This window comes from Amycolatopsis sp. QT-25 (genome assembly GCF_029369745.1).
GTDB lineage: Bacteria > Actinomycetota > Actinomycetes > Mycobacteriales > Pseudonocardiaceae > Amycolatopsis.
The window spans coordinates 5,579,579-5,591,745 of sequence record NZ_CP120210.1 but is presented as its reverse complement, the minus strand read 5'-3'; the positions used below and the strand labels follow the sequence as shown (position 1 = coordinate 5,591,745).

Sequence of the window (12,167 nt, the reverse complement as noted above, 5' to 3'; positions counted from 1 at the left end):
TTTTGTCGACTCATCGGCATCCGGAGCCCGTTGACCGCGTCTTTTGACGCGAGGCATGGCAGAGTGGTTACGTGAATGCTGTGTTGCTGGTCGTCTGGTACGTGCTGTTCGCTTTCTGGCTCCTGCTGACGGCACGGATCGTCGTCGAGCTCGTGCGTGCTTTCGCTCGCGAGTGGCGTCCTGCCGGAGGGGTTGCGGTAACGCTCGAGACCATCTACACAGTGACCGACCCACCGGTTCGTCTGTTCAGGCGAATCATCCCGACCGTGCGAATCGGCGGCGTGGGACTGGACTTATCGATTATGGTGCTGCTGTTGGTTGTGTTCTTTGCGATGCAGCTGGCAACGCCAGGGTGATTTTCGGGGAAGCCCCGGTGGACCTGCAGGCCATGGAGTGCGTGAGGTGATCTGATGTCGTTGACCCCCGCTGACGTGCACAACGTCGCGTTCAGCAAGCCGCCCATTGGCAAAAGGGGCTACAACGAGGACGAGGTGGACGCGTTCCTCGACCTGGTGGAGACCGAGCTTGCCCGGCTGATCGAGGACAACAACGAACTGCGGCAGCAGGTCGAGCAGCTCGACAACGAACTCGAGACCACCCGTGGTGAACTCGAGAACGCCAAGGCCGGCGCCGTCGGCCCGCCGCCACAGGTACGCGACGAGCCGTCGCGCCGCCTGGCGCCGGTGCCACCGCAGTCGGCGATGGAGCAGACCCAGGCCCACTCGATGGTGCCGGACAACGGGGAGCCCAACGTCCAGGCCGCGAAGGTGCTGGGGCTGGCGCAGGAAATGGCCGACCGGCTCACCGCCGAGGCCAAGACCGAGTCGGACGGCATGCTCGCCGAAGCCAGGACGAAGTCCGAGCAGTTGCTGTCGGACGCGCGGTCCAAGTCGGACTCGATGGTGAACGAGGCACGCACGCGTGCCGAGACCATGCTGAACGACGCGCGAACCCGTGCCGAGACCCTGGAGCGCCAGGCGCGCGACAAGGCGACGACCATGGAGCGCGAGGCTCAGCGCAAGTACACCGAGACCATGAACAACATGAACGCGGAGAAGGGCTCGCTGGGCAAGAAGATCGAAGAGCTGCGCACGATCGAGCGGGAGTACCGCACGAGGCTGCGCGGGTTCCTCGAGTCCCAGCTGCGTGAGCTCGACGACCGCGGGTCGGCCGCTCCCGCTTCGGCGTCCTCGTCGAACTCGGGGCAGTCCTCGTCCTCCGGTGGGGGACAGGGCTACTCGTTCGGTCCTCGGGCCGAAGCGGGCTGATCTTCGCCCGGCTTGTTCCACAGAGCTTCTTTGACGCGGTGCGTTTCTCGCGGTTTGTTTCTACATGGTTTGTTTCTACACGGTGAAACGGCCTTGGCACTCTCCGGAGGGTCGGGGCCGTTTCACCGTGTTCTCGTGTTGTAATTCACCGTGCTCTACATCGTCCTGGTACTGGTCCTAGCGGCTCTGGGGCTGCTCGTCGCGGCGCTCATCACCGCGAACTCCCTGTGGGCTTGGCTCTCCATCGGCCTCTCCGTCGTCGCGGGGTTGCTGCTCCTTTTCGATCTGCTGCGCCGCCGGAAGAAGCGCGCGGCCGATGTCCCCGCTGAGGAAGCGGCGGACGACTCGGCCGAGGACGCGTCCGCCGACGAGCCCGCCGACGAGCCCGCCGGCGAGCCCGACGACGAGCCCGCCGACGGGCAGGAAAAGAAATCCGAGGATGTCGAGCAGACCGGTTTGATGTCCGCCGCCGGTGAGCTGGGCGACGCTGAAGAGTCTTCCGCGCCGGAGAGCACCGGCGACCCCGGCGAGGAAGAAAACGACCCCGCGGATGTGGCGGTCGTCTCCGAACTCGAGACCGAGGTCGTCGTCGTCGACGAGTACCCGCGCTACCACGTGACCTCGTGCACGTGGCTCGAAACCCGGAACACCATCCCGCTCGGCATCGGTGAAGCGCGGCAGCTCGGGTTCACCCCGTGCGCGCTGTGCACGCCCAACGCCGAGATCGCCGGGCAGCACCGCGACAAGATTTAGGCGCTCTTGAGCGTCTGAGCCGTTTCGCCGACCGTCACCACGTCGGCGGCGATCGTGTCGAGCACCAGACGCTGTTCCTCGTCCGCGTCCCGCGGCATCGGAAGCTCCGCCACCTCTTCCGTTCCGAGTGTGCGGGCCGCCTCGTCGACGGCGTCCGCCGCTCCGGCCGACCCCGGCCGCAACAAGAGCGACGACGCGGTGACGGACAGGCCACGCAAGGCTTCGGCGGCGTTCTCCAGCGCGTCCCGCTGGCCGGGCGCGGGTTCCTTCGTGCCCGGCTCCGCCGCGCGCAGGCCGTGATGCGCGACAGCGGCGGCACGGAATTGGCGGCCGAGCGTCCGCGGATCGACGTCCTCGGCACGCAGTTTCCGCGCCACCGAGCCGAGCAGTGCGCGGGTGGCGCCGACCGCGCTCTCGAACCGTTCCGCCGGGCCGGGTTTCGGTACGCCGGGAATCGCGGCGAAACCGAACAGCAGGGCGATGGCGCCGGCGAGGACCATGAGAAGCAGATACTCGACGAGTACGTAGCGCGGATCGAGATGTCTGGTGGTCGCGTTCATGCCGACCGACATCAGAACCATGCACCCGTTGAACACCGTCGGTCGCGTCTGCATGAACGAGAATCCGCCGAGGAGCGCGACGAGCCCGATCGGCAGCAGAACCCCTTGGGGCAGCAGCCAAAGTACGAGGGTGAGCACGACGGCGCCGCCGAGAGAGCCGCCGATCCGCTGCCAGGCCTTGCCGAGGCTGTCCCGCCATTCCGGCTGCATGATCGCGAAAGTGGCGAGCAGGAACGACACGGTGAGCGGGTCGCCGGGACGGAAGCTCGCGACCACCAGCGCCAACGCGACGCCGAGCCCGCAACGGAGCGCGTGCCGGAACTGCGCGGACTGCCAGGAAAACGCGCCGCTCAGCTCTATGCGCCGCAATTCCTTCCGGAGTCCTTTCGGGACGTCCACACGCGACTCGTCGCGTTCGATCGCCGCCGCCCGGATGGTTTCGAGAGCGTCCCAGAGCCCGTCGACGAGCCTTGCCGTTGCCCCGGGAAGTCCGACGGGTTCCTTGCGTCGCACCGGTTGGCTGTCGTCCGGCGCCGTCGTGCTCCGAACGGCCTCGGCGAGCCTGGCGGCTTCTTCCTTGGCAGCGCTGAGCGTTTCCCCGATTTCGGGGCCGTCCAGCCGTTTCCCGCGACTCTCGAGCAACCCGGTGACCGCGCGATAGCGGAACATGCCGCCGAGGACCCTGCCTGTCCAGCGACGGGGCCGATCCGCGAGCCAAAGCCTCGCCGCCCGCTCCTGCGTCTCGGACGAACCCGTCGCGAGCGCGTCGGCCAGCGCGTCACGGGTCGGCTTGGCCGGATCCTTCGCGCCCATCACCATCCGCAACAGGACCACGACCCCCACCGCGAGCGCGGGCGCGCCCAGGATCTGCCCCGCCGACGCCGTCCCCGTCAACTGGAAGCCGTACCCGAACAGCGACGCCATCCCCAATCCCAGGCCGACCGTAACGAACCGGGCCCCGAGCACCGGCAACAACCCGGCGACGACCACGATGGCCACCAGCAACCCGATCGCCGCCCACTGCGACACCGCCCCCAGCAACCGCGGCACGCCGACCGCGAGAATCAACGCGGGCGCGAACCACGCCAGCACCCGCAGATCCGCCCACAGCGGCCCGCCCACCGCCGCCATGAGACAGAAGAGCGCGGTGAGGGCCGCCAGTACGGCCGCGTTACCCAGCCCCAGCAGGAACCCGAGCCCGCTGACGCCGCCGAGGACCACCAGCAGGACGACAAGGAGTCCGGGCCCTTTCACGAGGCCTCACAGATCGACATACCCGTCAACCTAGAGGCGATGGCGGGGACGGCAACTCGGGCCCCGCTGGGTGGGTGCAGTGGGACCGCGAGATACATACGGCGGAAGTGGGACCGTTTGGACCGTAAAGTACATGAAGGCCTCCTTACTTGGCGTCTAGGTACAGGAAGGCCTCCTTCATGTACTTCACACGAGCATTGGCCTCCTTCTATTGGACAAACACCACGCCGCGTCACTGGAAAGGGAGGCGTTAGAACCCGAATTCTCACTTAGGATGCCTTCGCGTCTTTAAAGTCACTTCGCTGCACGTGCATTTCGAATTTTCTCCGCTAAGCTATTTGGGCTAGCACATTTGTTCTATGTGGAGTAACGTGAAGTCGTGGCCAGCGACAACGCATCCCCGGAGACGTCCATCGAGTGGTGGCGTGTCGACACCGCGACGCTGCATGCCCGTAAGCAGGAATTGGAAATGCGGAAGCGTCGGTTGGAGGCGGAGCAGAACGCGATCCTGGCGGAAATCAATGCCCGTGGGGTGCGTGGGTGCTCGGGTCATTCGACGTTGGCGGCGTTGATTTTCGAGGATTTCCGGGTGACGGACAAGGAAGCCGGTGCCCGCGCTGATCGTGTCCTGGCCCTGCATGCGGGTCCGGGATCCCGGGCCGCCGCTGGCGCCGTTGACCGCTCAGGCAGCGGCGGAGGGTGTGATCGGGGGTGCGCAGATCGATGCGATCATCCGCACCCTCGCTCGCATCCCCTCCACCGTCCCGGAAGATAGACATCCGGGCCGGGGAGAAGATCCTCGTCGACTTGGCTCGCCACGCGGGGCCGCGGCAGATCGCCCGCGCCGGACGCCGCCTGCTGGACAAACTGGATCCGGATGGGAAGAGCCCCGTAGCGAGGATCCGGAGGATGTCCGGCCGGAGATGCGGTTCGTCCAGCACCGTGACGGCACCCTCGGCTTGAAGGCCACCCTGGATCTGGAAACCTGCGCCCGCCTGAAATCCGACCTGGATCCGATGGCCAAACCCCACAAGGCCATCGACGGGGTGCGGGACTCCCGCACCCAAAACGAACGCTACGGGGACGCCTTCACCGACTACGTGCGGTTGAAGACCACCAGCCGCAACCTCCCCGGACAAGCGGGCGAAGCCACACACATCCTGGTCACCACATCCTGGTCACCATGTCCTACGACGACCTGATCCGGGATATCGGCGAAGCCTGCCTGGACCTGGTGGGGCCGATCAGCGCCACCGACGCCCGCATCCTCGCCTGCGACGCCCGTGTCCGACCCGGTGTACTCGGAACTGACGGCGAACCCCTCGACATCGGCCGATCCAAACGCACCGTGTCCCTCGCCCAGAAATACGCACTCACCCTCCGCGACAGTGGCTGCGCGTTCCCCGGGTTGTGACATGCCCGTACCCCGCTGCACCGCACACCACATCGTCTTCTGGCAACACCACGGCGAAACGAAAATCGACAACCTCGTGCTGCTGTGCACCAAACATCACCGGCTCATCCACCACAGCGAATGGAAAGCCCGGATCACCCAGGACGGCTTGCCTGAGTTCACCGCCCCCGCCTACCTCGACCCCACCACAACACCCAGACGAAACACCATGCACCTACGGATTTAAAAGTCGTAGCAGAACGAGTGAAACTCGAGTCGACACCGCGAGATGATGGTGAGAAAGGCTTCGAGGAAGGCTTCGCGGACCTCCCATCGGATACGCAGGCGCCGGAACCAATGCAGCAGTGCGAACGCGCCCTCGACGACCCACCGGTACACGCCGAGGCCGGAGTCGTATCCCTTGCCGCGGCCGACTATGACAAGCGTGATTCCTGCGGCGCGGACAAAGTTCGCGGTAATCGTCGTCCTTGTCGTCGGGAGACGTCCATCCCGTGCGGGCAAATCCCGTGCCACGGCGAAAAGCCCTCCAGCTCACCGGCCACTCGCCGTATAACGACCTACACATCCGCGCTTTCACCAAACTGACTGGATGTGTCGCGCCATGCTCCACGGGACGCGGTATACCGCCACAAGATCAGTGAAGGGACCGATTCGTCGAGCCGGTGGAAGATCAGTCCACCCTCTTGTGTTTCCGTGACCAGCGCCAGCGGCCGTGGACCGATCCGGAAGTGATGAGAAGTGCCGGTCGCGGAAGGCAGTCACGCCTTCGACCGAACCGACCGGCCACTCGGGAAAGGACCGCCGAAGACGGATTCCGCCCCACCGCCCGTCGTCGTACGACTTGCTCGACGCGTGGCCGCAGAGACCGAATTCGTCGTCGTCCTGACAGGTGCCGATCTCCAGTGCGCTGCCGTCGTCCAGCCAAGTCTGAAACCATAGAGCTGGAGACAGGAAATGTCGGGATCGGTGAAACGCGGACCGGTTCCCCTTGCGTTTCTTCCGCAGTGCATCTCCACGCCGGTCCACATGTCGACTCGCCTGCCGCGCAGGGACGCGAAGTCCCGCGCTTGCCCGGCCGGCCAGTCGTCTCGCGCCATGTTCGCGGTATCGCCGGAACTGTCGGACCCGTACGGCACACTGCCGCCGTGACCATCACGCAGACGCAAGCCTGGGTCGGATCGCTCGGCGGTCCGCTCATCGTCGTGCCCGTCTCCGCTCTGGCGCACTGGAAGGGAAGTCTGGAAGGGGGCGAGGACGACTACGACCGTGCTTGCGCGGTGAGCGCGCCGGCGGGCACTCTCGCCATCGGCGGGGTGATGGGTCTGGTCCTCGCAGGGGAACCCGCCATCACTTCCTACCTCCGAGAGCACCGCGCGTTCCTTCGGTGGCTCGCCGCCGACTCCGAGGCCGCTTTGCTCGCCGAGGCCGGACGGCTCTTCGCCGATCCCGTCACGCCGTGGGAGGACTGCGGTCAGTGGGAGACCGACGGCCCCGCGATGCTCATGGACTCGGTGACGGCCGGCGCGGAGTTGGGCGTCGAATATCCCGCCGGCGGCAAGCCGGAGCAGGCGTGTGTCGAGATCGGGAAAGGGCGCTTCGCGATCCGGGCCGTCCATACTCGGGGCGTCGGCCTGATCCAGCTGGTCCCGGAGACCGGGTGACAACTCGGTTGCCCTCGCGCGCTACTCTTGAACTCACTGGCACCGATCCGGCCATCACCGGGGAGCCTCCGGAAGAACAGGGCGCAGGCCCTCAGTAGAACCGGACGGGTACGGCCCGTCACAGCCGTCGAATGAGCGGCCCAGCCGGAACACCACCGGCCGGGCAAGCGGGGTGGTACCGCGGAACGCGCCGGAAACGGCCGTCTCGTCCCCGTGTGGGTGAAAGCCCGTACGAGAGTGACGAGCAGTGTCGGATCTGAGGAGCACCGAAGATGTATCCCAAGGCACAGATGGACGGCGAGGTCGGCGTCCCGTCCCAGCCGTCGTTCCCCGAGTCGGAAAAGCGCGTCCTCGCGTACTGGGAAGCCGATCGGACCTTCCAGGCTTCGATCGACGCCCGCGACCCCGGCGTCAACGGCTCGAACGAGTACGTGTTCTACGACGGCCCGCCGTTCGCCAACGGTCTCCCGCACTACGGTCACCTGCTCACCGGGTACGTGAAAGACCTGGTGCCGCGTTACCAGACCATGAAGGGCAAGCGAGTCGAGCGCCGTTTCGGCTGGGACACCCACGGCCTGCCCGCCGAACTCGAGGCCATGCGCCAGCTCGGGATCACCGAAAAATCCGAGATCGACGCGATGGGCATCGACGTCTTCAACGAAGCCTGCCGCGAGTCCGTGTTGCGCTACACCGGCGAATGGCGGGACTACGTCACCAGCCAGGCCCGCTGGGTCGATTTCGAGAACGACTACAAGACGCTCGACCTGTCCTACATGGAGTCGGTCATCTGGGCGTTCAAGCAGCTGTGGGACAAGGGCCTGGTCTACGAGGGCTACCGCGTCCTGCCCTACTGCTGGCGCGACGAGACGCCGCTGTCCAACCACGAGCTGCGCATGGACGACGACGTCTACGCCAGCCGCCAGGACCCGGCCGTCACGGTCGGTTTCCGCTTGGAGGGCAACGACAACGAGCTCGACGGTACCTATCTGCTGATCTGGACCACGACCCCGTGGACGCTGCCGTCCAACCTCGCGACCGCGGTCCACCCCGACGTGCGTTACGTCGTGGTGGAATCCGACGGCAAGCGGTTCCTGCTCGCCGAGGCGCGGGTCGCCTCGTACGCTCGCGAACTCGGTGAGGAGCCGGCCGTCGTCGGGCATTACACCGGCACCGAACTGCTCGGAACCCGTTACGCCCCACCGTTCCCGTACTTCACCGGACACGAGAACGCGCACCGCGTGCTGTCGGCGGAGTACGTCACCACCGAGGACGGCACCGGTGTGGTTCACATCGCGCCCGCCTACGGTGAAGAGGACAAGGTCGTCACCGACGCGGCGGGCATCGTGCCGGTCACCCCGGTCGACGCGCAGGGCAAGTTCGACGCCACCGTCTCGGACTACGCGGGTCAGCAGGTGTTCGACGCCAACCCGAACATCATCAAGGATCTCAAGAACGGCACCGGATCCGCCGGCCGTCAGGGCGCGGTGCTGCTGCGCCACGAGACCTACGAGCACCCGTACCCGCACTGCTGGCGCTGCCGCAACCCGCTGATCTACCGCGCCGTCTCGTCGTGGTTCGTCGCGGTGACCGAGTTCAAGGACCGGATGATCGAGCTGAACCAGCAGATCACCTGGTATCCGGAGAACGTCAAGGACGGCCAGTTCGGCAAGTGGCTGGAGAACGCCCGCGACTGGTCGGTCTCCCGCAACCGGTACTTCGGCACGCCGATCCCGGTGTGGCAGTCGGACGACCCGGCGTACCCGCGCACGGACGTCTACGGCTCGCTCGACGAACTCGAGCGCGACTTCGGCGTACGGCTGGAGAACCTGCACCGGCCCTTCATCGACGAGCTGACCCGGCCCAACCCGGACGACCCGACCGGCAAGTCCACCATGCGCCGGATCGAGGACGTGTTCGACGTCTGGTTCGACTCGGGTTCGATGCCGTACGCGCAGGTGCATTACCCGTTCGAGAACACCGAGTGGTTCGAGCACCACTACCCTGGCGACTTCATCGTCGAGTACATCGGGCAGACCCGCGGCTGGTTCTACCTGCTGCACGTGCTGGCGACCGCGCTGTTCGACCGGCCGGCGTTCCGCACCTGTATCTCGCACGGGATCGTGCTCGGCTCGGACGGCCAGAAGATGTCCAAGTCGCTGCGCAACTACCCGGACGTCAACGAGGTCTTCGACCGCGACGGTTCCGACGCGATGCGCTGGTACCTGATGGCGAGCCCGATCCTGCGCGGCGGGAACCTGGTCGTCACCGACAAGGGCATCCGCGACGCCGTCCGCCAGGCCGTGCTGCCGCTGTGGAACTCGTACTACTTCCTGGCGCTCTACGCGAACGCCGAGGGCGTAGAGGGCAAGTGGCGCACGGATTCGAAGCACGTCCTCGACCGGTATGTGCTGGCGAAGACGCACGAGCTGGTGACCGACGTCGAGCACGCGCTCGACACCTACGACGTCGCCGGTGCCTGTTCGACCGTCCGTGACTTCCTCGAGGTGCTGACGAACTGGTACGTGCGCCGGTCGCGCGACCGGTTCTGGGCGGGCGAGCAGGACGCGATCGACACCCTGCACACCGTGCTGGAGGTGACGTCGCGGGTGGTGGCACCGCTGTTGCCGCTGACCAGCGAGGTCGTCTGGCGCGGGCTGACCGGCGGCCGTTCGGTGCACCTGACCGATTGGCCGAACGCGCTCGACCTGCCCGCCGACGCGGCACTGGTGACGGCGATGGACCGGGTGCGCCAGGTGGCGTCCTCGGCGCTTTCGCTACGGAAGTCGAACAAGCTGCGAGTGCGGCTGCCGCTGGCCAAGCTGGTCGTCGCCGCGCACGAGGCCGGCTCGCTGCGCGAGTTCACCGACATCCTGCGCGACGAGGTCAACGTCAAGTCCGTCGAGCTGACCACGGACGTCGCCGCGCACGGCGGTTTCGAGGTCGCGGTGAACGCGCGCGCCGCCGGACCGCGGCTGGGCAAGGACGTCCAGAAGGTGATCAAGGCCGTCAAGGCCGGTGAGTGGACGACGTCGGAGAGCGGTGCCGTCGTGGCCGCCGGAATCGAACTCGTCGAAGGCGAGTACGACCGGCGTCTGGTCGCCAAGGGCGGTGGCGCGGCCGCGGAACTGCCGGGCGGCGCCGGGCTGGTGCTGCTCGACATCGAGGTGACCGACGCACTGGCGGCCGAGGGGCTCGCCCGTGACCTGGTCCGGGTCGTGCAGCAGGCCCGCCGTGACGCCGGGCTCGACGTCGCCGACCGGATCTCGCTGACGGTCGACGCGCCGGAAGACGTGGTCACCGCCGCGAAGGCCCACGAGGAATTCATCGCCTCGGAGACGCTGGCGACTTCGGTGGCCTACGACGCCGTCGCCGACGGCTCGGCCGGGACGGTCGGAGAGGGCACCAAGGTGACCGTGTCGGTCGCCAAGGCCTGACCTCTCACCACTGACATGAAAGGCCCCTTCATGGCAAATTTCGCCATGAAGGGGCCTTTCCTGTCATTCCCGGCGGGGTCTCGACCACCGGGATCACGAAACGGATTCGGAAACGTCGCTTTCCCGTCCCAAGGCAGCCTTGCGCGGGAGAAATCGGCAGGCTGGCGCTCGAGGCGGGCGAGGGGCACGCCGTATGGGGGAGAGCGAGTCCATGAGTCCTGCCCGGAAAAGAGGGATCCTGATCGGCGCCGCGCTGGCGGTCGTCGCCGTCGTGGTGGCGGCGGTGGTGTTGCTGGTCAGGGAGGACCAGGCGCCCACGGCCGGCGGCGGGCCGGGGAAGTCCACCGTGAACGCGCAGGAGAGCCCGGCGCAGGCCGCCACCCGGTTCCTGCGGCAGTTCGACACCGGCGACCTGACCGGCGCCCCGGTCGACGATCCGGCGGCGGCCACGACCGCGCTGTCCGCGACACGCGGCGCGCTCGACGGGGCGTCGGTGAAGACGTCGCTCGGCGAGGTCCCGACGACGCCGGGTGACGCGCCCTCGACGTCGGCCACTTTCCACGCCGCGTGGACCTTCGCGGGCAACAGCGTCTGGAAGTACGAAGGCAAGTTGGACCTGGTGCGCAACGGCGGGAAATGGGTGGTCCGCTGGGCGATGTCGGCGATCCACCCGAAGCTCGAAGCCGGGCAGCGGCTCTCCGTCGCGCCTGTTTCGGCCAAGCCGGTCGTGGCCGATCGGGACGGCAAGGCCCTCGTCGGCGGGGACGCGGCCGGTGTCGCGCCGATCCTGCAGGGGGCGTTGTCCAAGGTCGCGGCCGGACGAAACGGCGGCACCGGCACCCCGGCCACCGTCACGGTGTCGCGCGTCGACGCCTCCGGCAAACCGGTCGAAACGCTGTTCGGACAGGCCGCTGAGGCCGGCGAACCGCTGGTCTCGACCTTGAGCGTGGCGTCCCAGACCACCGCGCAGAAAGCCGTCGACGGCTTCGGCGGATCGGCGGTCATCGTCGCGATGAAGACTTCGGGCGAACTTCTGGCGGTCGCGCAGAACGGCGCCGCCGGAAACCAGCCGAAGGCGCTCAGCGGTCTTTACGCGCCCGGTTCGGCCTTCAAGATCGCCACGGCGACCGCGGCTTTGCAGCAGGGCGGGATTTCCGCGGACTCGCCGGTGGCCTGCCAGGGCAGCGAGCAGATCGGCACCCGCACGCTCAAGAACGACAACGGGTTCGACCTGGGGACGGTGTCGCTGAAGACGGCGTTCGCCGCGTCGTGCAACACGACCTTCGGGCGGCTCGCCGGGCAACTGCCCGCGGACGGCCTCGCGAAGGCCGCGAGCCAGCTCGGCCTCAACGCCGACTTCGAGATCCCGGGGCTGGCCACCGAGACCGGGAAGGTGGAGTCGTCGGGCAGTGGCGACGAGCAGGTGGAGGCCGGCATCGGTCAGGGAAGGGTGCAGGTCAGCCCGCTGGGCGCGGCGCTCATGGCCGCGACCGTCGCCACGGGGAAGCCGGTGGTGCCGAAGCTGTGGCAGGGGCTGGAGACCAAGGTCAACGCCGGCTACCAGGCTCCGCCGGCCGGGGTGGTGAACCAGGTCCGCGCGATGATGCGTGAGGTCTGCACGACGGGGACCGCGAAGGCGTTGAAGGGCAGCGGCGCCGTCTTCGGCAAGACGGGGACGGCGCAGTTCGGCTCGGGTGCCGACGCGAACGGCTGGTTCGTCGGGTACCGCGGGGATGTCGCCTTCGCCGTCATGCTGGAGGGCGCCAACGACTCCGAACCCGCGGTGCGGCTGGCGGCGAAGTTCCTGGCAGGCTGACGGTTCG

General features: G+C 67.3%; 7 protein-coding genes and 1 pseudogene. 7 read left to right on the top strand and 1 reads right to left on the bottom strand.

Annotated features, from left to right (window positions below; all coding sequences use genetic code 11):
- The first annotated feature begins 80 nt into the window (after window positions 1-80).
- From P3102_RS25850 to P3102_RS25840, 3 genes are all read left to right on the top strand, one after another.
- Complete coding sequence (locus tag P3102_RS25850; protein WP_005155180.1) at window positions 81-356, top strand: YggT family protein; 276 nt, start codon at window positions 81-83, stop codon at window positions 354-356.
- 54 nt (window positions 357-410) lie between these two features.
- Entirely contained in the window at window positions 411-1,268 is an 858-nt protein-coding gene (locus P3102_RS25845; protein WP_276362481.1) for a DivIVA domain-containing protein, read from the top strand.
- Between the two features lie 150 nt (window positions 1,269-1,418).
- Complete coding sequence (locus tag P3102_RS25840) at window positions 1,419-2,021, top strand: hypothetical protein (RefSeq protein WP_276362480.1); 603 nt, start codon at window positions 1,419-1,421, stop codon at window positions 2,019-2,021.
- Here the strand turns inward: P3102_RS25840 and P3102_RS25835 are convergent.
- Window positions 2,018-3,835 carry an FUSC family protein gene (locus tag P3102_RS25835; RefSeq protein ID WP_276362478.1) on the bottom strand — a complete coding sequence of 606 codons (1,818 nt, stop codon included), beginning with the start codon at window positions 3,833-3,835 and terminating at the stop codon, window positions 2,018-2,020. The two genes, P3102_RS25840 and P3102_RS25835, sit on opposite strands and share 4 nt — an antisense overlap.
- A gap of 379 nt (window positions 3,836-4,214) precedes the next feature.
- Here P3102_RS25835 and P3102_RS37855 point away from each other — a divergent pair.
- From P3102_RS37855 to P3102_RS25805, 4 genes and pseudogenes are all read left to right on the top strand, one after another.
- Window positions 4,215-5,475, top strand: a pseudogene (locus tag P3102_RS37855) (DUF222 domain-containing protein).
- A gap of 919 nt (window positions 5,476-6,394) precedes the next feature.
- Window positions 6,395-6,910: an Imm21 family immunity protein gene (locus P3102_RS25815; RefSeq protein WP_276362473.1), complete on the top strand. Its 516-nt coding sequence runs from the start codon at window positions 6,395-6,397 to the stop codon at window positions 6,908-6,910.
- Window positions 6,911-7,182: 272 nt separating this feature from the next.
- The gene (gene ileS / locus P3102_RS25810; RefSeq protein ID WP_276362471.1) at window positions 7,183-10,344 is read left to right on the top strand and encodes an isoleucine--tRNA ligase; all 3,162 of its coding nucleotides are present in this window, start codon (window positions 7,183-7,185) and stop codon (window positions 10,342-10,344) included.
- Window positions 10,345-10,555: 211 nt separating this feature from the next.
- A complete protein-coding gene (locus tag P3102_RS25805; protein ID WP_276362469.1) occupies window positions 10,556-12,160 on the top strand; it encodes a penicillin-binding transpeptidase domain-containing protein in 1,605 nt (534 codons plus the stop codon).
- The last annotated feature ends 7 nt before the right edge of the window (window positions 12,161-12,167 follow it).

Bases quoted from the DNA above. Each gene is read 5' to 3' on its own strand.
- P3102_RS25845 (WP_276362481.1), top strand. From the start codon at position 411: ATGTCGTTGACCCCCGCTGACGTGCACAACGTCGCGTTCAGCAAGCCG.
- P3102_RS25805 (WP_276362469.1), top strand. From the start codon at position 10,556: ATGAGTCCTGCCCGGAAAAGAGGGATCCTGATCGGCGCCGCGCTGGCG.
- ileS (WP_276362471.1), top strand. From the start codon at position 7,183: ATGTATCCCAAGGCACAGATGGACGGCGAGGTCGGCGTCCCGTCCCAG.